Annotated in this window: 19 protein-coding genes; 8 read left to right on the plus strand and 11 right to left on the minus strand. The window is 58.8% G+C overall.

Annotation, left to right across the window (positions count from 1 at the left end):
- Nucleotides 1-278 precede the first annotated feature (278 nt).
- Together AAFM46_RS00485 and AAFM46_RS00490 are read left to right on the plus strand one after the other, a co-directional pair.
- Nucleotides 279-3,071, plus strand: a complete 2,793-nt coding sequence (locus AAFM46_RS00485) for an FAD-binding and (Fe-S)-binding domain-containing protein (RefSeq protein ID WP_343320300.1) — start codon at nucleotides 279-281, stop codon at nucleotides 3,069-3,071.
- 174 nt (nucleotides 3,072-3,245) lie between these two features.
- Nucleotides 3,246-3,671: a universal stress protein gene (locus AAFM46_RS00490; RefSeq protein ID WP_283531932.1), complete on the plus strand. Its 426-nt coding sequence runs from the start codon at nucleotides 3,246-3,248 to the stop codon at nucleotides 3,669-3,671.
- A 111-nt stretch (nucleotides 3,672-3,782) separates the two neighbouring features.
- On the opposite strand, the gene AAFM46_RS00495 is transcribed toward AAFM46_RS00490, so the two are convergent.
- The 6 genes from AAFM46_RS00495 to AAFM46_RS00520 all read right to left on the minus strand — a co-directional run bounded on the left by AAFM46_RS00495 (nucleotide 3,783) and on the right by AAFM46_RS00520 (nucleotide 10,318).
- Complete coding sequence (locus AAFM46_RS00495) at nucleotides 3,783-3,968, minus strand: hypothetical protein (RefSeq protein ID WP_343318921.1); 186 nt, start codon at nucleotides 3,966-3,968, stop codon at nucleotides 3,783-3,785.
- Between the two features lie 5 nt (nucleotides 3,969-3,973).
- On the minus strand, nucleotides 3,974-4,228 hold the full coding sequence (locus AAFM46_RS00500; RefSeq protein ID WP_343318922.1) for an acyl-CoA dehydrogenase family protein: 255 nt from the start codon (nucleotides 4,226-4,228) through the stop codon (nucleotides 3,974-3,976).
- Between the two features lie 160 nt (nucleotides 4,229-4,388).
- On the minus strand, nucleotides 4,389-5,210 hold the full coding sequence (locus AAFM46_RS00505; RefSeq protein WP_343318924.1) for an acyl-CoA dehydrogenase family protein: 822 nt from the start codon (nucleotides 5,208-5,210) through the stop codon (nucleotides 4,389-4,391).
- Between the two features lie 93 nt (nucleotides 5,211-5,303).
- Nucleotides 5,304-5,744, minus strand: coding sequence for a DUF5956 family protein (locus AAFM46_RS00510; RefSeq protein WP_343318925.1), 441 nt, complete (start codon nucleotides 5,742-5,744; stop codon nucleotides 5,304-5,306).
- A gap of 15 nt (nucleotides 5,745-5,759) precedes the next feature.
- A complete protein-coding gene (locus AAFM46_RS00515) occupies nucleotides 5,760-7,091 on the minus strand; it encodes a glycosyl hydrolase (RefSeq protein WP_343318926.1) in 1,332 nt (443 codons plus the stop codon).
- Nucleotides 7,088-10,318 (minus strand): glycoside hydrolase family 38 C-terminal domain-containing protein, encoded by a 3,231-nt coding sequence (locus tag AAFM46_RS00520; protein ID WP_343318928.1) that lies wholly within the window; start codon nucleotides 10,316-10,318, stop codon nucleotides 7,088-7,090. The genes AAFM46_RS00515 and AAFM46_RS00520 overlap by 4 nt, the downstream gene beginning before the upstream one ends.
- A 574-nt stretch (nucleotides 10,319-10,892) precedes the next feature.
- On the opposite strand from AAFM46_RS00520, the gene AAFM46_RS00525 reads away from it, so the two are divergent.
- The 3 genes from AAFM46_RS00525 to AAFM46_RS00535 all read left to right on the plus strand — a co-directional run bounded on the left by AAFM46_RS00525 (nucleotide 10,893) and on the right by AAFM46_RS00535 (nucleotide 14,057).
- Nucleotides 10,893-11,156: a YdeI/OmpD-associated family protein gene (locus AAFM46_RS00525; protein WP_283531927.1), complete on the plus strand. Its 264-nt coding sequence runs from the start codon at nucleotides 10,893-10,895 to the stop codon at nucleotides 11,154-11,156.
- A gap of 111 nt (nucleotides 11,157-11,267) precedes the next feature.
- The gene (locus AAFM46_RS00530; protein ID WP_343318929.1) at nucleotides 11,268-12,404 is read left to right on the plus strand and encodes a serine hydrolase domain-containing protein; all 1,137 of its coding nucleotides are present in this window, start codon (nucleotides 11,268-11,270) and stop codon (nucleotides 12,402-12,404) included.
- A gap of 54 nt (nucleotides 12,405-12,458) precedes the next feature.
- Nucleotides 12,459-14,057, plus strand: coding sequence for an FG-GAP-like repeat-containing protein (locus AAFM46_RS00535; protein ID WP_343318930.1), 1,599 nt, complete (start codon nucleotides 12,459-12,461; stop codon nucleotides 14,055-14,057).
- A gap of 81 nt (nucleotides 14,058-14,138) precedes the next feature.
- On the opposite strand, the gene AAFM46_RS00540 is transcribed toward AAFM46_RS00535, so the two are convergent.
- The 5 genes from AAFM46_RS00540 to AAFM46_RS00560 are packed head-to-tail and all read right to left on the minus strand — an operon-like array spanning nucleotide 14,139 to nucleotide 19,079.
- Nucleotides 14,139-15,557: an NAD(P)/FAD-dependent oxidoreductase gene (locus tag AAFM46_RS00540; protein ID WP_343318931.1), complete on the minus strand. Its 1,419-nt coding sequence runs from the start codon at nucleotides 15,555-15,557 to the stop codon at nucleotides 14,139-14,141.
- A 9-nt stretch (nucleotides 15,558-15,566) separates the two neighbouring features.
- Nucleotides 15,567-16,514, minus strand: coding sequence for an ABC transporter substrate-binding protein (locus AAFM46_RS00545; protein ID WP_283531922.1), 948 nt, complete (start codon nucleotides 16,512-16,514; stop codon nucleotides 15,567-15,569).
- The gene (locus tag AAFM46_RS00550) at nucleotides 16,511-17,317 is read right to left on the minus strand and encodes an ABC transporter permease (protein ID WP_343318933.1); all 807 of its coding nucleotides are present in this window, start codon (nucleotides 17,315-17,317) and stop codon (nucleotides 16,511-16,513) included. The genes AAFM46_RS00545 and AAFM46_RS00550 overlap by 4 nt, the downstream gene beginning before the upstream one ends.
- Nucleotides 17,314-17,991, minus strand: a complete 678-nt coding sequence (locus AAFM46_RS00555; protein WP_343318934.1) for an ABC transporter permease — start codon at nucleotides 17,989-17,991, stop codon at nucleotides 17,314-17,316. The genes AAFM46_RS00550 and AAFM46_RS00555 overlap by 4 nt, the downstream gene beginning before the upstream one ends.
- A complete protein-coding gene (locus AAFM46_RS00560; RefSeq protein ID WP_283531998.1) occupies nucleotides 17,991-19,079 on the minus strand; it encodes an ATP-binding cassette domain-containing protein in 1,089 nt (362 codons plus the stop codon). The genes AAFM46_RS00555 and AAFM46_RS00560 overlap by 1 nt, the downstream gene beginning before the upstream one ends.
- Before the next feature lie 1,003 nt (nucleotides 19,080-20,082).
- Here AAFM46_RS00560 and AAFM46_RS00565 point away from each other — a divergent pair.
- The 3 genes from AAFM46_RS00565 (at nucleotide 20,083) to AAFM46_RS00575 (ending at nucleotide 23,301) form a co-directional block, all read left to right on the plus strand.
- Nucleotides 20,083-21,075: an ABC transporter substrate-binding protein gene (locus AAFM46_RS00565; protein ID WP_343320301.1), complete on the plus strand. Its 993-nt coding sequence runs from the start codon at nucleotides 20,083-20,085 to the stop codon at nucleotides 21,073-21,075.
- Nucleotides 21,076-21,274: 199 nt separating this feature from the next.
- The gene (locus AAFM46_RS00570) at nucleotides 21,275-22,216 is read left to right on the plus strand and encodes an iron ABC transporter permease (protein WP_283531996.1); all 942 of its coding nucleotides are present in this window, start codon (nucleotides 21,275-21,277) and stop codon (nucleotides 22,214-22,216) included.
- Nucleotides 22,217-22,350: 134 nt separating this feature from the next.
- Nucleotides 22,351-23,301: an iron chelate uptake ABC transporter family permease subunit gene (locus AAFM46_RS00575; protein ID WP_343320303.1), complete on the plus strand. Its 951-nt coding sequence runs from the start codon at nucleotides 22,351-22,353 to the stop codon at nucleotides 23,299-23,301.

Here is a 23,301-nt window from a genome sequence, read left to right on the forward strand (position 1 = left end):
CTAGCAACAGCATAGGGGGCATGAGGGCCCACTATTAGTTCATGACAGCCGGTTCATGCGAGCTGCTTGCTTTGCGGCAGACCCCGCACAAGACTAGCTAGAGGGCCAATTGGTTGCTGCCGCTTTGTGTTTTGAATGTGAAGCTCTGAAATCGACAGAAACAGAAACAGAAACAGAAACAGAAGACGGAAAGGGCAGGCATGCCGGGGCATAGAAGTGCGGTTAACGGGGGTAACGCGGCGTTAAGTGGGCCGCTGCTAAAGGAAGTCACGGCGGCGATGGCGGCGCCGGAGCAAACTCGCACACGTGCCCTTGACCGCCACGCAAACGCCCATGACGCCTCACACTTTCTGCTGATCCCACAGGCAGTGGCCGTCCCGGAAAATGCTACTGAAGTGGCCAAACTGATGATGGTCAGCGCCGCTCGTGGACTGCCATTAACCTTGCGTTCCGGCGGGACAAGCCTGAGCGGTCAGGCGGTCAGCGCCGGTCTGCTGGTAGATGTGCGGAAGAACTTTAGAGATATTGAAGTGCTCGACGACGGTGCCCGTGTGCGCGTGCAGCCGGGAGTTACGGTACGGGATTTAAATGCCCGGCTGTTGCGCTATGGACGGAAGTTTGGACCTGATCCCGCAAGCGAGGTTGCTTGCACCGTGGGGGGAGTGATTGCCAATAACTCCTCGGGGATGGCCTGTGGCACCACGGATAATGCCTACCAGACTCTTGAATCAATGACACTGGTGCTCCCCAGCGGAACCGTTATCGACACGGGCGCCGCCGACGCACCTGCCCGGCTCCGGTCTCTGGAGCCGAAACTCTACAAGGGTCTTGGCGAGTTGGCGGAACGGGTGCGCAGGAATCCGCAGTCGCGTGCCACCGTGGAACGACAATTCGCCATGAAAAATACCATGGGTTACGGACTTAACTCACTCCTTGATTTCTCCGATCCCGTTGATATCCTGGCGCACCTTGTTGTTGGTAGTGAAGGGACGCTTGGGTTCGTGGCTGAGGCCGTCTTTAGGACTGTTTCACGGCTGGCTCACGCCACGTCCGGGCTGCTGGTCTTTAAGGATCTCGAGGCGGCCAACACCGCGCTGCCGGCGTTGGTGCACAGCGGAGCAGCCACGGTTGAGCTCATGGATGCGCTGTCGCTGCGGGTGGGGCAGGGACTGAGTCAAGTACCCGCAGTTGTGCGGGATCTTAAGGTTGCACACCATGCGGCGTTGCTTGTGGAATACCAAACAGGCAACGCGGGCGAGCTTGCTGAGCTCAATGCGAAGGCTGTGCGACTCGCGGCAACGTTGGGATTGGAGGGGCCGGCGGGTTTTAGTACCGATGCTAAGGTGCGTGCAGAGTTGTGGCACTTGCGCAAGGGGCTGTACACCGCGGTGGCCGGGGCTCGCCCTCCAGGCACCACCGCACTGCTTGAGGATGTGGTTGTTCCGGTTCCTGCGCTCGCGCGCACGTGCCGGGAGCTGGGGACGTTGTTTACCAAATACAGCTACGAAAACTCGGTTACTTTTGGGCACGCCAAAGATGGCAACATTCACTTCATGCTGACGGATAATTTTGCCAGCAAGGACGAGCTTGACCGCTATGCCGCCTTCACCGAGGACATGGTGAACGTGGTGCTCGGGGAGGGTGGCTCGCTTAAGGCCGAGCATGGCACAGGGCGGGTCATGGCACCGTTTGTGCGGCGCCAGTACGGGGATGAGTTGTATGAGGTGATGCGCCGGATCAAGGCATTGTGCGACCCAACGGGCATGCTGAATCCAGGGGTAATTCTCGAAGAGAACCCATTAGCACACTTGAACCATATAAAGTCTGCGCCCCCGGCCGTAGACCCGGAAGTGGACCGTTGTGTCTCCTGCGGCTATTGCGAACCGGTGTGCCCCAGCAAGAATCTGACGCTGACCCCGCGCCAGCGCATTGTCACTCTCCGCGATATGGCGACGGCCCGGGCAGATGGCGATGATGCTCTCGCCGATGCCCTAGCGGCGGATTATGATTACGCCGGCGTAGACACTTGCGCCGTGGATGGCATGTGCCAAACCGCCTGCCCTGTGGACATCAACACGGGTACTTTGGTGAAGCGGCTGCGTGCGCAGGCTGCCGGGACAGTGGAAAAGGCGGTGTGGGGTACGGCTGCAAAGCATTGGGGGCCCGTGACTCAGGGGGCCTCGCTGGCACTGGACGTGGCCGCGAAGGTGCCAGCCGCCGTCGTACTTCCCGCCAATAAGCTCGGGCGCAAGGTGCTTGGTGCTGACACCCTCCCCCTGTATTCAGGGGAGCTTCCCGCAGGAGGGGAGGCGCGACGTCGGCCAGCACCTGTGGGGGAAGCGGTGGCCGTGTATTTTCCCGCCTGTGTGAACGTCATGTTTGGTCCTGCTGCCAGTGGTTCGGCTGGAGTGCAGGCAAGTTTTGAGCAATTGTGCTTCGCGGCTGGGGTTGAGTTGCTGGTCCCGGATGGTATTGACAGTGCGTGCTGTGGAACGCCGTGGTCATCGAAGGGGATGGTGGATGGGTTGGCGCAGATGCACACGCGAACGCTGGCCCTGTTGCGCCAGGCAACGCGGGACGGGGAGTTGGAGATCATTTGTGATGCCTCCAGCTGCACCGAAGGATTGCTGCACACCCTAGAAAACGAGGTTTTGAGCCCGGGACAGCGGCCGCTGCGGGTCCTTGACGCCGTGGCATTCACGGCCGAACGTTTACTGCCGCTCTTGGGTGGAACATGGGCGCGGCTGGATTCCCTTGCGTTGCATCCAACTTGTTCGTCGGTGCGCTTGGGACTGAATCCATCCTTGGTGGAGCTGGCACAGGCCGTTGCGAACTCGGTTTACGTCCCGGAAAGCTGGGGCTGCTGCGGCTTTGCCGGGGACCGGGGCATGCTGCACCCGGAATTGACGGCCTCAGCGACGCAAGCCCAGGCAGCCGAGGTGGCCACGATGGGCGCCTCCGCCCATGCTTCCTGCAATAGGACGTGTGAACTGGGTATGAGCCGAGCCACGGGGGAAGAGTACCGCCACGTGCTGGAGATCCTGGCCGATGCGCTCACCGAACCCTCGTAGCTGTAGGCAACGGAGCATCCGTGGAGCGCAGACGATTACTATTGGCGGCGTAACAGGAGGGTAAGTTCGGGCACGTTTAGGCCAAAGTGCAGGCATTTGTGGCTAAAGTAGGGGACAAGATTGGTGCTGGTGCGCAAAGCACCGGTGTTTCGGAGCAACCAAAGGATGAAGCAAATGGCTGGAATCATCATCGTCGGCGTCGACGGCAACACAACGTCCATGAAGGCTGCACGCGTTGCGGCAGAACTAGCCAAATCACTTGGCTACACCTTGCGCGTGGTTACAGCATTTGGCGAAGACCGAACCGAGAAGGTTTCCATCGGCAACGACGAGTGGTTCCTCTCCACGGCCGATGAGGCTGAGCGCGTTGCACAGCGCGTTGCGGAAGAGCTGAAGATTAGCGGTGTCAAGACCGAGTACTCCTCCGCCTTGGGCAAGCCTGCCGACGTCTTGATCGAAGAGGCCACCAAGCTCAAAGCCAAATTGATCGTTGTTGGCAACGTGCGCATGCAGGGCTTGGCCCGCGTTCTGGGCTCCGTGGCGAACGCCGTCTCACATAACGCCCCGTGCGATGTGTACATCGTCAAGACTGACGGCTAATATTTCTCGTTTCACCCGACGCGGGGGTGGTTATTACTATTCGCAGTGCGTAGACGCACTGCGAATAGTAATAACCACCCCCGCGTTGTTTTTTGCCGAGCATGGACCGTGTCAGCGATATTTGCGGTGTTGATTTTCCTGAAGAGACGCCCCGTCTGAGGCGTCGGCAATCCAGGCTCCTGTACCCTCCGAAGGATCGAGCACTCCCTCTTCAAGCCAGGTGAAGTCTCCGGCCAAGAGTTCCTCGCTGAGTGACTCATCCGAATCGTCGGTGTTGTGCCACAGCTCATTGAACAAGGTTTCTACGCGGAGCCGTGACTGCCACGCAACAGCTGTTCGGCTGGGATGGCACGCTCTCCTCGTGCGGCGAGGGACGCGGCGCTTTCGTAGCCGCGACCGCCGCGGATCTGAACCAGTTCATCGGCACACGTATAGGAAAATTCGGAGGACCATAGTTTGGCGAGTGCCGCTTCGATACGGACGTCCTTCATGCCCGCATCGGCTAGGGCTGCGGAGAGCTCGAACACAGCTTCCAGGGCGAAAGTAGTGGCCGCCATGAAGGCCAGTTTCTTGCCAACCGCCTCATGCTGTCCAACGGGCAAGCCCCACTGGGCCCCTGCATTGGATCATTCCCGGGCGATCTTCAAACCCTGGCCCTCCCGCCCCAAACGATTTTCAGCGGGAACACGCACCTGGTGGAAACGAGTCACACCATTTTCAATACCGCGAAGTCCCATGAATTCGTTGCGATTCTCCACTGTGATGCCGGGGGGGGTCTGCCTCCACCACGAACGCTGTGATGCCGCCTGTTATGCGTCCTAGAGCATCGAGCCCCCGTGAGGGAACAAGAGCCATGACGACCACAAGTTCTGCAATGGCGCCGGTGGTTGTCCATAGTTTTACGCCATCCAAAATGTACTCGGACCCGTCCTTCGAGGGCACAGCTAAACAACCCATCCTGGCAGGGTCGGAGCCAACGTCCGCCTCGGTGAGCAGGAACGCTGTGACAGCACCCGCGGCACAGCGCGGCAAGTACTTCTGTTTTTGTTCAGCTGTACCAAATACTTTTACGGGTTCGGGTACCCCAATAGACTGATGAGCTGAAAGTAGTGCACCAAAGGCCGGATGAACGCTACCCAAGATGGCCAGCGCTCTGCCGTAGTATGTGAGGTTCAAACCTAGGCCGCCGTACTCCACAGGGATTTTCATACCAAAGGCGCCCAGTTCCGCCAGTCCAGCAAAGTACTCGTCGGGGATTTTTGCATCCCGCTCGACCTTGGCGCCGTCAAGGCTTCTGGCATAGGCATCAACCTTTTTCAGAAATGCTTCACCGCGTTCGGCGTCATCGGCAGTGGATTGCGGGTGGGGATGGATCAGATCGATGTCAAAATTGCCCAAGTACAGCCCCTTGGCGAAACTGGGACGAACCCATGCATTTTCACGCGCAGCTTCGGCAGCGCCATCGTGGCTCATGGCTTCCTCAATTCCGCCGGCGGACTGGCCGCTGCCACCGTCGGCTCGGGGTGAAACACGGGTCATGCCTTGATGCTTCACGGGCGTAGGAATGGCGGCTAGGGGCCGCGCGAATCCTCGGTTCCCACGGGCCCTCCGCGCCTAGGCTGCCGGGGCAACCTAGCGCGGGGCAGTGGCGTAAAAATCTTGCACTACCCGGTGAAACAGCGGTCGAAGCTTGGCCGGATGAGTCCCGTTTTCCCAAGCCAGGGTGATTTGTGACCCGAGCTCCTCAGCTAACGAAATCACCACCGGCCAACCTTGCGGGAGGCGCAGGAACCAGTCAAAACCCGGGGGCCGGGCGGCGACCCCGGCATCGAGCAGAAACTCATTTACTGCCTCGTTCACGGTATGCCTGTCTTTCGCGGTGAAAGGCGCGGCGGTGTGGGATTCCACTTCGTGAAGGACTTGCATAACGCGCACCTTCTTCTCCGCATCTTCCTGGGCGGATCGGCTGAGATTCTCCGGACCGGCCGTCCATGCCATCAGTGCAAACCAGCCGCTTTCTGGCAATAGTTCCCAACCTTGTTCGCAGTCCCTAGGCTGCACCTCATCCCACATGGAGTTCCCCGCTTTCTAGTCTTGGCACCCGGAGTGTGTACTGCTGTGAGCATCGCTGATATTTCTCACGTCGGTGATGCCGCGGGCAGCGAGGTAGCGGGAGTTCTCCCTCTGGGATGCTCGCACCAGGGCGGGCTTCTGACCGGAAGCGGTTAGTTCCAACCACGCCGGGAACAAGGCGCCGGAAGGATCAGCCACTGAGCGCCCAACACCTGTGGCTTCATCACCCGGGTCAAAGGACAGGGCCGTGGATCGCCAGACTGGCGCCGTGGGGTTGGTCTTCTCCGCGGCAATCAGTTCCGCCAATCGCTGCCCGCCCGGCTTAACCCGACGCTCAGAATCCAGTAGGCCTAGAGAGTATTCCAGCTCGGGGAAGTCGGCTAGTTTCCTGCTGACATCATGAGAACACCACCACGTCACACCCCACAAATTAGGAGTGTCCAGCACTGGCCTAAGGCTCTGCTCGAGGAAGTCCGCGGCACCTTCCACAGGGACAGCCGGATGTGGGGCACCGATTTCCTGTAGCCAGATAGGCCGTGTGGGGTCGTTGGAATAGGCATCCGCTAGCTGCACCAGGTAGTCAGCGAAAAGGGTGCGAGCGGGGTGACCCTGCGGGAACAAACGCGCCACGGCCACGAATACCCACGAATGCACAGTGGTCACGTCGCCCAGGGATGTCGCGTGTCGGGGAGTAACCGGACAGCTATCCACAAACCAGGCGTTGTCATCAAAGCTGTGTTGGTGCATGCCTGTAGGCCATGCTTTGCGGGCGGCAGCTAGCAAGGTTGCGAACCATTCGCCCATCTCCGCCGGTGAGGTGACCTGCTGTTCGGGGTGGCGCGCTACAGCAAACTGGTTCGTTTCATTGCCCAGCGTCATGCCCAGCACGTTGGGACGTGAGGTCACCTCGGCGGCCAGGGCCACAATCAGCTGCGCCTCGGCGTCCACTACCTGCGGGTCGGTGTAGATGTTGCGCCGGTGCCAGCTCGTCACCCACGACGGCAGAAAATCAAAGCTTGAAAGGTGCCCCTGCAAGCCGTCCACGGAGACGTCCAAACCGAACTCCGCAGCGGCATCCACCACGCGGCCCACATCGGCAATCCCGGCCGGACGGATCAGTGACCGGTTGGGTTGCAGTAACGGCCACAGCGGGAAAATCCGCACATGGTCAAGACCCAGCTTGGCAATTGACTCAAAATCGGCCCGCACGGCATCAGCATCAAAGTCCTGCCACGAGTGGAACCAGCCCTCGCTGGGCGTGTAATTCACGCCCCAGCGCAAGGGATTTTTTCGGGCAGCAGCTCTCTGGTCCCGGTTGGTGGGGGTTGTGATATCGGGGCGGCTCATTTGCTGCCTTTCTGCAAGCGTAAGGTAAGGATCTGGAAGGGGCGCAAGGCCAACAAAATAAGAGGATTGTTGGACTCCATGCTGCCCGGGGTGTCAGTACCTAAGGTGAGGGATCCGGCGTCGTACGGCTGCTCTAGGAGGTTGTTCTCCAGCACATTTGCCACCGGGAACGACGCCGAGAGGGTCACCTTTGCGCGGCCACCGAGCGGTTCGTAGAGACGGACGATCACGTCACCACTGCGATCGTCGGCCAATTTGACGGCCTCGATGATGGCGGCCTGCGAATCGGTGCGCACCAGTGGTTCGATGACGGTACGGCCGGACCCATCGCCCGGCACGCCGTGCCACGGCAGATTTAGTGCGTACCCGGCGGCCACCGCGTCCTGCACGTCCGCGCCTACCACGAGCCCGTAGCTGAAAGAATGCTGGCCCTGGTCAGTGGTTGGGTCGGGGAAGCGGGGCCCGCGCAGCAGCGACAGGCGCACGGTGGTGAAACTTGAGCCGTTGGTTCCGGGGTGGCGAGAGACGTCGTGGCCGTAGGTGGAATCGTTGATCACCGCAGCGCCAAAGCCGGGTTCGCCCACATGTACCCAGCGGTGCGCGCAGACCTCAAAACGGGCGTTATCCCAGGACGTGTTCTCATGCGTGGCGCGTTGAATGTGTCCATACTGGGTCTCAAAACGGGCGTGATCGGCGTGCAGATCGAGCGGGAAGGCAGCTTTAAGTAGGGTCTCCTGCTCATGCCAATCGACATCGTTGTGCACTGTGATGGTCTTAGAGTCCGGAGCGATGCGCACGCGTTGGGTGATGTGTGAGCTGCGGAAACTGCGTTTGATGGTGATCTGGGCCAGACTGTCCAAGATCGTGACCTCCATCGAGTCCAGCTCGCGAATGTCCGTCACTGTGTTTTTGTAAAACTCGTCAATGTCCCACGCATCCCACATGTTTGGGAAGTCGGTGTGTAACTGGAGCAGGTTGGCGCCCTGCCCGGACGGTACCAGCTCGCGGTTGGCCGCAATATCCACAATGGAGATGATGACGCCGTCGGCACCGAAACGGACACGGATGAGTGTGTTCTGGACAACTATTTCCCCGTTCCCGTCCCGCTCCACCGTCACTTCCGTGGTGTCCGGTGACGGGACGCCTGCGCTGAGAGGGGCAATGCCGCGGCGCGGGTAGGGAGAGGCATTGAAATGCAGGGCGGTCCCTAGCCTCTCTCCCACCGCGGCGGGGCCGGAGCTGCGTGGTTCAGAGCCGTCTGGCCCAGAATCGGCCGGCCCAGAGCGGTCTTGTCCAGAGTCGGCGAGGGCGTCCACCGCTGCAAAGATGATTGCTTTCAGGTCTGCCGCAATCCGGGCGTAGCTTTCGGCTGCTTCACGGTGTACCCACGCGATCGAGGAACCAGGCAAGATGTCGTGGAATTGGTTTAAGAGCACCAGCTTCCAAATCCGGTCCAACTCTGCATAGGGGTAGTCGATGAGGCCGCGCACGGCTGCCGTGGTGCTCCATAGCTCTGCCTCGCGCAGCAGGTGTTCGCTGCGCCGGTTGCCCTGTTTGGTCAGGGCCTGCGAGGTGTACGTGCCGCGGTGTAGTTCAAGGTACAGCTCACCCTTCCACACGGGAGCATTCGGGTATTCGGCCTCAGCGCTCGTGAAGAACGCTGTGGGAGTTTGGATGGTGACCTGCGGGGAGCCTTCTAAATTTTTGGTTCGCTTGGCCCGGGCCAGCATTTCGCGCGTGGGTCCACCTCCGCCGTCGCCCCAGCCAAAGGGGACAAGTGAATTCTTTGCCGCACCTTTGTCGCGGAAGTTGCGCACGGCATGGGCCAGTTCAGTTCCTGAGAGCTGAGAGTTGTAGGTATCTACGGGAGGGAAGTGGGTGAACACTCGGGTCCCATCGATACCCTCCCAGTTGAAGGTGTGGTGCGGAAACTTATTAACTGTGTTCCAGGAGATCTTCTGAGTCAGGAACCATTTGGCACCTGCCTGTTTCACAATCTGTGGCAGCGCGGCGGAGTACCCGAAGGAGTCCGGCAACCACACTTCCTGGCACTGTATGCCGAAGTTTTCGGTGAAAAAACGCTGACCGTAGGTGAACTGGCGGGCCATGGCCTCGGAGCCCACCATGTTGGTATCTGACTCAACCCACATACCCCCGACCGGGATGAAGCGGCCCTCGGTGACGGCAGCCTTGACCTTTGCGAACACCTCCGGGCGGTGCTCCGCCAGCCACTCGTATTGTTGGGCGGAAGACATAACGAACTGGAATTCGGGGTCTCCGGCTAGCAGATTAATGACATTGGAGGTGGTGCGAGCCACCTTGCGTACTGTCTCCCTTACCGGCCACAACCACGCCGAATCAATGTGCGCGTGCCCAATGGCGGTGATCTGGTGGGCACTGGCGTTGGCTGGCTGCGCGAGCACGTTGCCAAGTTGTGCGCGGGCAGCGGCAGCCGAGCCGGGAACATCGGTGAGGGAAACGGCGTCGAGCGCGCGTTCCAGAGCGTAGAGGATGTCCCAGCGGCGTGGGTTGCCCAGATCAAGCTCATTTTGAAGCTGGTCCAGAACCTCAAAATCCTGGACGAGCTCCCACACCTCGGCGTTGAAAATATTGATGTCTGCCCGGGCCATGGTGTAACGCGGGGTATCCCCGGCGGTGAACTTCTCGCCCAGCTGGGTTGGGACAAAGGGGTTATCGGTAAATACGAAAGGGTTCGCCGCAGCCTCAACATAAAGGTCAATTGATTCCCCGCCCTGAGCCAATTCCGCCACTGGAACCCAAGTGTTCAAAGGGTTCAGCGCCTTGAGAGTGCTCCCATCAGGACGATAAATGAGCCCTTCGGCCTGGAATCCAGGCCACGACTGGCTAAAACCCAAGTCCACCACGAGTTCAATTGTGTGACCCCTCGCCTCAGCGGGAACGGTACCGCTGAGATGAATCCAGCTGGTGCCCCACGGTGGCCCCCACTGGTCTCCCACTGCGAAGGGCTGGTAATCCACGCCTGTGCTGGGAGACCCCGTGCTGGGAGACCCCGTTGCCGCGGTGCCGCCGTCGTCCGTTGTTCCCTGGGGAAGCGCCTCAGCCGGAGAGACAGGTTCGCCCTGGCCACCTGCAACATGCCAAGCCGTCAAGGTCAGGGCAGCGATGGGTGTGTGGATGGCCGGGATGATCCGCTCAACCAGGACTCGTTTGAGCCGGCTTTGGATTAGGTCGTGTTTGTCATGCATGGGCAGAAACCTTCCAGAAACGGGTGGCGAAGGGACGCAACCGCCAGTCTAGTGGGGTGGGTGTACCCTGTGGCGATTGAGACCAGCACAGAAGACGCATCGCTGGCCGCGATTTTCCGTGCCGTCATCGGCTAGCGGTTAAAACGTTAACGGTCAAAGCACGGTGGAAGACTCTCCTTGCCTCGCCTTGCCTGGCACTGGCACTGGCACTGGACGGTGGCACTTGGCGGTGGCACCTGGGAGCCGCTGCTATGGGGAAACCAGCACCCGTGAATGCTGTTATGAACCCGGTGGCTGGCCCAGAGACCTTCGCGTCGATTCAGAGATCTGCGGTTTTGTTCTCATTTTCCATCGGCGTAGTCCGGAGCAGTTCCAACGCTGCACCTTTACCGTTGGCGAGTGTGGCGAGTGTGGCGAATACGCCTATGGTGAGCAACAGCCACGAGAGCGCGTGGTCCCAATTTATCTTCGATCACCGGAGTGCAACGTATGCTACGGGCCAGCCGCTAGCCGAAACTCTCCGGGTCCGTGGTCAAGCGGACCTGCTGGCACACCGGCCCGCTATCGTAGTGGTATGAGTAGCGAGCCAGTGCCCGGAGGGGTGGTCCACGCTTTGCCGGCAGACCTGAGAGAGGCCCTGCTCGCCAACCCTGTGGCGCGAGTTCTGTGGGACGACATTACGCCGTTGGCTCGCAATGAATTTATCTGTTGGGTTGAAGATGCCAAACAAAAGACGACTCGAGTGCGCCGCATTCGCCGAACTCAGGAAGAGCTTGAGCAAGGTCAGCGACGGCCCTGCTGCTGGCCGGGGTGCAAACACCGCGAGCGAACGGACTGAGTATTTACAGGCGCGCCGGGAGTCACTAGTTCATCTCCGTAGAACGTGCAGCGGGTCAACCCCTGATCCACCATGAGGCGCCGTGGGTGCGGTATTCCCTAGAGTGGTTCCATGACACTTTCACAGCAGCCGAGCACCGGCGCATCCCAGGGCCTCGCCACCGAACAATTTGCCGGTGTTCGGGAACTTTTTGATTCCATGCTCGACGCCGACCCCGGCTACAGCGCGCAGCTGGCCGTTTACTTCAACGGCGCCAAGGTGGTTGAACTCGTGGGCGGCCCTGATTCTTCCGAGAACTCACTTACGGGCGTGTTCTCGTGTTCCAAGGGAATTGCTGCGCTCGCCTTCAGCCTCCTGGTGCAGGATGGCCTGATCGATCTAGACGCAACCGTTGCCACCTACTGGCCGGAATTTGCTGAGAACGGCAAGAGTGCCCTGACAGTTAGGCAGCTGCTTTCTCATCAAGCTGGCTTGTTGGGTGTACAGGGTGGTTTTGCCATGGAGGAGTACAACGATCTTTCTGCCGTGGCCGAGCGGTTGGCCGCGCTAGAGCCGATGTGGCGGCCAGGCAGCGGAACGTTCGGTTACCACGCGCTCACCATGGGTGTCTTCCTTGAGGAGTTGTGCCGACGCGTCAGCGGAGAGCGGTTACAGGACCTGTATAACCGTCGTATTCGAGCACCCTACACGGCTGACATGTACCTGGGCCTACCCGAATCTGAAGAGTCACGCTTCCGCCCTGTCCTGTTCCAGGAAGAGCCTACGGCCGGGTTTTTTGAGCCGGGTTCCATTGCAGGCGTCTCAGCGAATGTGTTTGCAGGAAATCTTCTAGGAATGCCCAATGTCCGAAGTGTCCGAGCGGCAGGAAGTTCCAGCGGTGCAGGGGTGGGATCAGCTGATGGGCTGGCCCGTGTCTATGCCGGTGCAACTACCGGGATCGACTTACTTCCACCCTATTTGAATCCTGAAACTATTGCACTCATGAGCCAGGAACAGGTGTGGGGGCTAGACAGGGTCTTTTGTGAGACCAGCTCATTTGCCATTACTTTCATGAAAGCCCACCCGCGCATGGACTTTGGCAGCGCCCAAGCCTTTGGACATGAAGGGGCCAACGGCTCATTGGGCTATGCTGACCCCCTCTACGGAATAGGGTTTGGATACGTCCCAGCATGGAACGAGGCGGGCGCAACCGGGGGCAGAGCTATGCAGCTCAGTGCAGCCGTACGAAAAGTAATTTTGGCATCCTAGTCTCCTCGTTCTCTTGGTTCCGGGGAACACGCCCATAAAAATAAGGAAACGAATTTGCGCAACACACTTAGGCGCATCGCAGCGCTATCTCTCACGGCTACCCTGCTGAGCGCAGGTGTGGGTCCTGTTGCTGCGGCGCGTTCAGTTTCACCCGGTTCCATGGTGCAGTGGCAGACTCCTTCGCCCACAACAGAGTCGGCGATGCCCGAGGCGCCAAAAAATCTGGGGGAGCCTGTTCCTAAGCCCGCGCCGACTCCAGAACTTGTTCCCACCCCGACTCCTTCGTCTTCAGCGTCGACTGCCCCCGCTCCGACTGCAACTAAGCCTGCGCCTTCGGCCCCTTCGGCCCCCTCGGCGACTGCTAAGCCGGCGGTGCCCGCGCCTGTTCCGGCGACTGCCAAGCCGGTGACACCAGGCCCGGGTAAGCCCCCAGTAGGTGTTCGGACTCCTTTGGCCCAGCCTTTGGCGGATGCGGCCACTGCCAGTAACCCTTACACGGCTCAGGTGCTGGTTTTAGCGAATAAATATCGGGCAGCCAATGGAGCAGGTCCGCTGGTGTGGAACAAGAATATTTCCACCGGATCTCAGCAGTGGGCCACAACGTTGAATACGCGAATCAACAAAGGTTCTCTGGACATAAACAATCTGCATCGAGCCGACGCCGGGCGATCTATTTTGCCTGCAGGTGCGGACATGTACTCGGAGATCATTGGTATCAACGGATCAGCTCAACAGATTGTTGACTGGTGGATGGGATCTCCGTCGCACCGTGCGGCTTTGCTGAACAAGCAGGCTACTGACATAGGCATAGGACAGGTCAAAATCTCTATGGCTGGCTGGAACGGGTCGTCGGTGGTGGTGGCCAATTTGGCAGGTTATGCGTCATCACGGGCCGTTCAGCCGCAACCCGCACCGGTTCCTGTAGCCACCGCGGGAGATGTGGCAGCCGTCGACCAAGCCGGGAATCTTTTCATCTACGGATCAGCCAAAGGAGGTGACTTATGGCAGCGTCGATTCATCTCAGGGGGCTGGAGCGGCGTGCAGCAGCTGGAAATCGTCGACTTCAATTCCGATGGCCGCCAAGACATCGTGGCTAAATGGTCAAGTGGGCATCTGACCGTGAGGTACGGGCAAGCAAATGGCACACTTTCCACACCGTTGCAGATCGGCAAAGGGTGGGGATCTTTTGACATCATGGTCATCAAATGGCGCACCAGCGACAAATTTCCGGCAGTTGTAGCTAAATCGCGCGTCACCGGCGAACTGTTCCTCTACCCGTCTCCGAATGGTCGCGGATTCTCTGTACGTACAAGGATCGGAACCGGATGGGGGTCATTAAACGTTCTTGCAGCGGACTTCGATGGTGATGGACGCAGTGATGTTCTGGCCCGCAATACTGCCGGAGCATTGTTGCTATACCGGGGCAACGGAGGCGGCGGATTCATCGATGAGCCACGCAAGGTGATTGGTTCCGGCTGGAATGGTATGACGCACCTTTCAGGCATCAATAACCACCTCGGCACCCATCAGTGGGGCATTTTAGCGCGTGACCGTGCCGGAAACCTGCACCACTACCCAATGCTAAAGGGGCGCTTTGGTGTGCAGTCAAGAATTGGCTCCGGTGGCTGGGGGCCGCTCCAGCTGGGAAGTTGAGGAGATAGTCCTAGCCGACAGGTTCAGGCACCGGAGATGTCATTATCTCCAATCTCACCAGGGCAGGCTCAAAACGGAGGGCTACTTTAGATCTGCCAATGCCTCGGGGATAGCTCGGTGGAACGTGGGGTAGGCGTAAATCATCGTTTTTAGTTCAGTAACGCGGATGCGGGCATGCACAGCCAAGGCCAGCAGGGACAGTACTTCCCCACCTGTGGGTCCGGCGGAGGTGGCACCCACCAGAACGCCGGCCTGGGTGTCTTCGATCACCTTGATGAAGCCCTGGTTTCCGGACTTGTGAATCCACCCTCGCGCGGATGCACTGATTTCGGAGTAGCCAACTCTAATGGTCAGGCCAGCTTCTCGAGCCTGATTTTCGCTCAGACCGACGGCGCCAATTTCCGGGTCGGTAAAGGTTACATGTGGAACTGCATGAGACTCAGCGGAGCCTCGGTCCTCACCGAGGATATGACCGGTCACAATATTGGCCTGGTACATGGACATGTGGGTAAACGCTCCGGCACCTGCGGCGTCACCGATCAGATAAAGACCGTCGGTCAACTGCATGTGCTCATCGAATGACGGCGCATGTTTGCCGTCCCAGTCAATATTCGCTGCTGCCAGCTCAAGCGTCGCCAACTGCGGTGTTCGACCCGTGGCGACCAAGAAATTCTCCGCCGAAAGCTCTGAAACGCCGGCGCCAGGAGCAGTGCGACTGGATGCCGCCAGTTGCACTTTAAAGATCCCATCTGAATGAGCAACAGCTGTGATGTCCCGGTTATTCAGTATCTTTATGCCTTCGCTACGGAAAACCTTGGCCAGCAGATCTGCTGCTTCGGGTTCTTCGCGCGAAAGCAGGCTGGAACCGCGCAACACCATTGTTACCTTGGTGCCGAATCTGGTGAATGCCTGGGCCAATTCCACCGCAATGGGGCCGCCTCCCCAAATAATCAGAGACTTCGGCGCCACCTCCGTCTGCAGGGCTTCCCTGTTGGTCCAAAACGGGGTCTCAGCCAGTCCCGCAACGTCGGGGACTGCGGGGTTAGTGCCGGGGTTGAGCACCACTGCCCGCCGGGCCCGAAAGGTGCGTTCACCGCCGTCGGGCATAGAAACACAGACTTCTCGGGCTCCAGTGAGCCTGCCGGTACCACGAACTAAGCGGCCACCCTTATCCGTGAACCGCTTGGCGGCGACGGCATCATCCCAGTTGTCCGTAGCTTCAGAACGGATGCGGGAGGCCACCTTGGAAAAGTCCGGTGTGACCTCCACGCTGCCGGCAAGATCCGGAATACGAAGTGCTTCGGCCACCACGTTGCCAGCCCGAATCATCATTTTGGACGGGACACAGCCAAAGTATGGACATTCTCCACCTACAAGCCGGGACTCCACGCCCACAACGTCTAAGCCCGCAGCGGCTAGGTCCCCGGCCACGGACTCACCACCTGGTCCCATGCCGAGGACTACAACATCAACTTCATCCGGTTCAACCGTGGTGGCCATGAAAGCTCCTTACTTGGTGATGCCCTTGTCCTTGAGCCACTGTGCTGCGGCGGCCTTGGGATCCATCTTCTGATCGCCCTCAACCTGTGTGCGCAAGGCAATCAAGTCTTCGGTGGTGAGCTGCTTGGAGACGTTGTTCAGTGCTTTTTGGCCAGCCTCGTTGACCTTGTCAGTCTTGATAATGGGGATAACCTGCTGTGCCCCGATCATGGACTTGGGGTCCTGCAGAACCACCAGCTTGTTGGCGGTGATTTCAGGAGAGGTAGTAAAGATATCGGCGAACTGGACCTCATCGTTGAGCAGCGCCTTCAAATTCAAGGCTTCGCTGCTTGCGCTGAACGCTTTGAAGTCCTTGGGCACGCAATCATAAAGTTTTTTCAAACCGGGCAGACCGTAGGGGCGGGTCTGAAATTCTGATGGCGCGGCCAGCGTCAGTTCACTGCATACGGGGGTCAGATCGGCAATCGATTTCAGTTTGTACTTGGCAGCAGTTTCCGCAGTCACAACAATGGCATCCTTGTCTTCGGCGGATGAGGCGTCCAAAACACTGATTCCTGCTGGCATCTTAGCGGGCAATGCGGCAAGAATACCGGCTCCATCAACCACGGTGTTGCTGGCATCGAGATAGCCCAAGAGGTTACCTGTGTATTCGGGCACAACATCGATTGAGCCGTCTTCGAGAGCCTTCAAATAAACCTCACGGGCGCCAATGTTCAGCCGCGTGGTGGCATCCATGCCGGCAGCACTCAAGGCGCCGGCATAAATTTCAGCCAAAATTGCGTTCTCTGGGAAGTTAGCCGAGCCAACCACAACGGCCTCTCCGCCACCGGCTGCGCCGCTGGAGGTGTTCTGCGCCAGTGGATCGCCGCCACCGCAAGCGGTAATGGCAAAAGCTACGGAGAGTCCAGCGGCAGCTCCAAGGAACCCGCGGCGTGTGGACGTGGAATTTTTATTCATGATTTATCTCCTGTAGTAAGAACTTTTTCTTCCATAGTTTCGCCGTCAAGGGCCACCTCATTAGGAGCAGCCTGCTCCGAGGGCGTTCCTGCGGTCCGCAACCCTGGTGAAACAACTGAACGCTGCAGTAAGGCTAACAAACCGTCAATCACAATCGCGACGGCGGCGATCACCACGGCCCCGCCAAGTACCTGACCGTAATCCTGCACTGCAAGTCCATCAATAATGTAGCGCCCTAGCCCCCCAAGACTAATAAAGGCCACAACAGCCACGGTTGAGACTACCTGCAGCACGGCAGATCGGAATCCACCGAGCATCACGGAGAGCCCGTTGGGGACTTCCACTCCGAAGAGAATCTGGTGTTCTCTCATGCCCATGCTCCGGGCAGCATCCACAAGTTCTCGGTCCACAGCGGCAATTCCTGCATATGTGCCCGTCAGAATCGGCGGTACCGCCAGGAGTACGAGAGACCAAATGGCGGGCATCAAGGAAAGTGAAGATGTTGCCAGTAAAGCAAACAATGTCATGATTCCCAGAGTTGGCAGTGCCCGCAGCATCCCTGCCAGCGAGACGACTACTGCACGTCCGCGTCCGGTATGGCCCACATAGAGCCCGATAGGAACCGCGATGACAACTGAGATTAGAAGCGTCAGCCCTGCGTACCCCAAATGCTCAACGACTCGTGTGGGCACGCCCATGGAACCCTGCCAGTTCATCGGGTCGGTAAGCCATTGCCAACCCTGACTGAAGGGGTCCCTCGCTGTGTATTTAGTGCCCGGCAGGGTCGCTGCAAGAAAGCTCATGCCGCCACCTCCATGGTGCTTGAGGTCGGAGCAGGTAACTTAGCTTGTCGCAACCAAGGCGTTAGCATTTTCTGCAGGAACACTAGAACCACGTCCATGAGCAGGGCCAGCACCAGAGTGCCGACTATTCCGACAATGATCTCGGTGGGGAAGTTGCGTTGCAGACCGTCGGTGAAGAAGAAACCCAGGCTGGGAATACCCAGCAGTGAACCAACTGTCACCAAAGAAATATTACTCACCGAGATGACCCGTAGCCCGGCAAAAAGAACGGGAATGGACAACGGTAAATCCACCACCAGGAATCTCTGAAGAGGTCTGAAGCCCATGGCCGCAGCCGACTTGCGGATAGTGTCATCGACTGAGTTAAGCGCATCCAGGGTTGAACGCACCAGTAGTGCCACAGCGTAGATGGTCAGCGCCACAATGATGTTGGTGAAGTCCAAGATCTTCGTGCCCAAGATACTGGGCAGAATCACAAACAACGCCAGTGACGGGACCGTGTAAAGCAGTGATCCTGCAGAGAGAACAATGGCGCTGACAGCTTTGTTAATTCGAGCCAATTGGGCCAAAGGAATGGCGATGACAACGGCCAGCACCAGTGGCACCACGGCTTGAATCAGGTGGTAACCGGTGAGATTGAGTACCTGGGGCAGGTTAGCCAGAAACCACTGCATCAGCTGCGCTCTTCCCGCACGGCATCAATGACTGCCAACACCTCAGAGCCCTTAACTAATCCCCTGACCCGGCCATCAGCATCAACGGCAACGCCGAGCCCGGAGGGCGAGGACAAAGCCGAATCTAAGGCGTTGCGCAACGGGTCGCCGGCATGAAAGAGCGATCCTCCGGGAATGAGCGAGCTTTTGGACTGTTGTGATCCGGGAGGTAACCAGCCCATCGGTCGCCGGTTAGTGTCAACAGTCAACACCCAGTTGGCCCCGTTGATGGCTGAATTGTTGAGGTCGGTTTCATCCCACACCACAGCGTTGGCGTTATGGACGGGCACGGATTCACCCGTGCTAAATGAAAGCCTTCGGAAACCACGGTCGCGGCCCACGAAGTTTGCTACAAAGTCATCCACCGGTGCGCGCAGAATTTCCTCGGGCGGCGCATACTGGGCCACGCGACCACCGCTGGCAAACACAGCCACTTTGTCCCCAATGATGGTGGCTTCATCGATGTCATGGGTAACAAAAATTATGGTCTTGGCCAGCTCGCGCTGGAGCCGCAACAGTTCCTGTTGAAGTTCGGCCCGGACCACGGGATCCACAGCGGAAAAGGGTTCATCCATGAGCAAAACAGGGGGATCTGCGGCTAAAGCGCGGGCCACGCCAACGCGTTGCTGCTGTCCACCAGAGAGTTGATTGGGGTAGCGGTCGGCCATGGAAGCTGGCAAACCCACTGTCTCTAACAATTCCAGAGAGCGCTTGCGTGCCTGCGCGCGCGGGACCTTGTTTAGCCGAAGCACGGTTGCGACATTGTCGATCACGGTGCGGTGGGGCAGGAGTCCGGCCTGCTGCATGACATAGCCCATTGAGCGGCGTAGCTCGTGGGCCGGGATAGAGCTGACGTCCCGGCCGCCAACGGTGATCGTGCCAGAAGTTGGTTCCACCATGCGGTTGATCATGCGCAAGGATGTGGTTTTTCCGCATCCTGAGGGACCCACAAACACTGTGATCTTCCCGGTCTCAACACTCAGGTCAAGGTTTGCCACCGCTGGCTGGGCCGATTCGTAAATTTTACTGACACCGTGGAATTCAACCATGGCATCTCCAGCTAGGGCGATGGCGTCTCGGGCGGAAATAAGAGAGTCCGGTGCTGCGACGATTGATTCGTGGGCCGGCATCTGAGGTCCTCACTGTTGGTGGAATGCGTGCGGATCGTTCACTCGGTATCTCTTTTGATCATAAGCGTTTGTTGATCATAAGCAGGGTCCTTTTGACCGGCAAAGCGCCCACAGGGCGAGTTGTGTAGTTTACGCTAGGCGCGGACGGTGCGGGGCATGAAACTCATAAAATTGCCCTCTTACTTTGTGGACAGCATTAGATTGTTGGGTATCCCGGTGCAGACCCAAGATACTCCGTGGGAGATGCGTCTTGTGGTGACCCCGACGGTATTTGCGGAAAGCCTCGCGAGTCAGAGCCGAATTTTCGCGGAATGTAGTGCAATACCTATGGAGACACGCTCCATCCAGATCCGTAATGGATGGAGCAGGGTTGTGGATTCTAACGACTGTGGCGTTGATGACAAGTTCAGCCCAAAGGTAGTTATGTGACGGGTGCGGAGTACGCCAAGGGCGCGACTTACATCGAAACACGGGTCGTACGGGACGCTGTAAATCTGGACGGTACCGGCTGGTAGTTTCCCGAGCCTGGCCGAGGGCTCCAAGAGTCACTATTGTGCTTCGATTGCTGGGCTTCGAAGATGCCATTTCATTGGGAGTTTGCGGCCCACGCACGATTCCTGTTCATGGAGCTTTGAGATGGACGACGGCGCATGGGCGGGAGTCTGTGGGTGGACGCCCCTTCGGGAAAGGAACGGCCCGTACCCATCCAGTGGACGCCTGGGGACCTTGAAGGTGATGTGAGATTTCCATTCCCGGATTAGGGCAGCAAAATGTTTCTTAATGGAACCCAATGCCGTAATGTAGCTAAGGCTTGCCTAAATAGGCAAGGTTAGTGTTGGGATCACCGATAGGACATGTAGTGGATTTTTCGCGTCGCCAAGGTCTGAAAATAGGCTTGCTCACATCAGTTGCGGCATTAGGAATGGGCCTAGCTGGCTGCTCCACCGGCGCAGTCGGCGAATCCGACTCGCAGAAGGCGCAAGCATCAGTTGACGCCTTCCCCGTCACTGTCAAACATATTTATGGCGAAACCGTCATCAAGTCCGTTCCCCAGCGCGTGGCAACAGTTTCTTGGGCCAATGATGATATTGCGATCGCTCTCGGTGTGGTGCCGGTGGGGATGCCCAGGAATGAATATGGCGGAAATGAGAAGTTCTCCACCGCCTGGAAGGACGCCGCGTTGGAGAAGGCCGGTGCAGCCATTGGTAGCGAGAAGGCTCCCGCCCAGTATTCCGAGGATGATGGCATCAACTTCACGGAGATCGCCAAAACCACTCCTGATCTCATCCTGGCTGCCTACTCGGGCCTGAGCCAGGAAGACTATGACAAACTGAGCAAGATTGCCCCAGTCATTGCGTTCCCGGAAACCGCCTATGGCACGTCCTGGCAAGATTCCACCACCATGATTGGTGCGGCACTAGGCAAGTCCGCGGCCGCGAGAGATCTCATAGCCACCACTGAAAAAACCATCACAGATCAGGCGAAAAAATACCCGCAGATCGCCGGGAAGACCTTTATCTACGGCAACCTCCAGCCAGGCAAGGGTGAGGGCGTTAACGTCTACCTCTCAGGCGACAACCGACCCAAGTTCCTCAGCAGCATCGGAATGGTACTGGCCCCTGTGGTGGTGAAAGCGGAGAAAGGTGTCAAGGATTTCTTCCTGCTCTGGTCTGCTGAGAAGGCAAACGAACTTGATTCTGATGTGTTTATCAGTTGGGTCCCCGATAACCAGACAAAGGAAGCCATCGCCAAGGATCCCCTGCTGGGCCAGATCCCGGCCATCAAGTCGGGCGCCTTCGTTGCCGATACCGATGAAATGTTAACCTTGGCCATTTCGGCATCATCACCCCTGAGCCTGCCTTGGGCTTTGGATACCTTCCTGCCGCAGCTGGCAGAGGCAGCGGACAAGGTCTAAGGATCCGCTCGTGACAAGCACGCCAACAAAGGAACGCCAATGCGTGGAACCGGGTTCGCTCCTGGCCCACCCTGCCGACGCAGACGCAGACACCGTGCCTGCGGAGAGAGGGCCTGCGCGCAAGAAGGCTGGACGCAAAAGGGTCAGTAATCGCCGCCGCCTGGTGTGGCTGCTAGCCCTCACGGCGGCCCTGGCCCTGATGGTGCTGCTGTCTTTAGCTGTTGGTGCGCGCAGCATCCCCTTGCCTGCAGTGGTGGATGCCCTCGTGAATTTTGATCCGGCCAACGGTGATCACGCTGTTGTTTCTGCGCGTCTGGTGCGTACAGCAACTGCCTTGATTGTTGGACTCTCGCTTGGCTTGGCTGGAACATCCATGCAGGGCGTGGCCCGAAATCCGTTGGCAGATCCGGGAATTCTGGGTGTGAACGCGGGTGCCGCACTTGCTGTTGTGGCCGGTATTTTCTTCTTTGGTGCCACAAACGTCTCCAGCTACTTGTGGTTTGCTTTCATCGGCAGTGCTGTTGCCGCCGTGGTGGTTTATCTGGTGGCAAGTCTGGGCCGAAGCGGGGCAACCCCTGTGAAGTTGGCCCTGGCTGGGGCTGCCATGGCGGCCGGTATGGGTTCGCTCATGAGCGCCATGCTCGTCACGAGTCAGAATTCCTTAGAGCTTTTCCGCAGCTGGCAGGTAGGTGCGCTCGCAGGAAAATCGTGGGAATCCATAGTGTCAGTCCTGCCATTTGTTGTGCTGGGTGTCCTTATTTTGCTCTGCACCGGCAAACTCCTGAACACCTTGGCGCTGGGGGATGACATGGCCCGCGGCTTGGGTCAGCATCCCGGACTTGGACGTGCGGTTTCAGCACTAGGGATTGTGCTGTTGTGCGGTTCCGCCACAGCGCTCGCAGGTCCCATTGCTTTTATCGGCCTTGTTGTCCCGCACTTGCTTCGCGGCCTGGTGGGCCCCGATTACCGGTGGCTGTTACCACTGTCTCTTATAGCTGCTCCAGCAATTTTGCTCCTGGCCGATGTGGTGGGCCGAGTGGTCCTGCTCCCCAGTGAAGTGCCGGCAGGTATTTTGGCGGCGTTGTTCGGTGCCCCGGTCTTCATCGCAGTGGTACGCCGCGGAAAGCAGGCGGAGCTGTGAGCATTATGGAAAAAGCCGATGGACGCCTGTTGCGTGAAGCGGCTCCGGCAAGTGGGGTAGCTATGGCAAGTGGTGCAGGGGTGCGCGAACAGCGCAGGGCTCCGCGCCGCCGTCGTACTATTCTGCTGAGCATCATGAGCCTAGTGGTCCTGGGACTACTGGCCGTGAACGTCCTACTGGGCAGTTACACCGTCACCATCGCCGATTTCTTTGCCATGCTTGGGGGTGAGACTATCCCCGGCGCCAGCTTCATCGTCATGGAAAATAAACTTCCCCAGGCTCTGCTTGGCCTCTTGGCGGGCGCCGCATTCGGAATGGCTGGCACTATTTTCCAGTCGATGCTGCGCAACCCTCTGGCGAGCCCGGACGTCATCGGCATCAGCTATGGCGCCAGTGCCACGGCCGTTGCCGCGATCGTTCTTTTCGGTGCCCGTGGGGCGGGTATCTCAGTGGCGGCAATTTTGGGAGCGTTGCTGGTGGCCATACTCATCACAGCATTGGCGCGCGGTCGCGGGGGTACAGGGCTAATTCTCATTGGCATTGGCGCGGCCGCATTCATGCAAGCAGTCGTCACGTTTTTACTGTCCCGGGCTGACATTAATAACGCCCAAGAGATCATGGTGTGGCTGACCGGGTCATTGAATTCAGCTAACTGGGAGCGGGTGGCGATCCTGGCCGTGGCGTTACTACTACTTGTCCCTTTCACGGCGATCGGATCACGCGATCTACGCGGTCTGGCCTTAGGCGATGACACGGCTGCCGGGTTGGGTTTGAACGTCCCGCATGCCCGCCTACTACTCACAGTTGTGGGTGTGCTGCTCGCTGCGCTCCCCACGGCTGCGGCTGGCCCCATTGCCTTCGTGGCATTCCTTTCCGGGCCCATTGCAAAGAGGCTCAACGGCGGAGTTGCCAATCTTTCCCTGTCAGCCCTGGTCGGTGCGGGCATTGTGCTCGCCGCAAACTTTGCCGCAGTCAACGCCATTCCCGGAACATCGCTACCGGTCGGCGTGGTCACAGGGGCGTTGGGTGCGCCGTTCCTGCTCTGGCTGCTCATCACATCCAATCGTGCCAATCAAGGAGGCTGA

It is taken from the genome of Arthrobacter sp. TMP15, assembly GCF_039529835.1.
Lineage (GTDB): Bacteria > Actinomycetota > Actinomycetes > Actinomycetales > Micrococcaceae > Specibacter.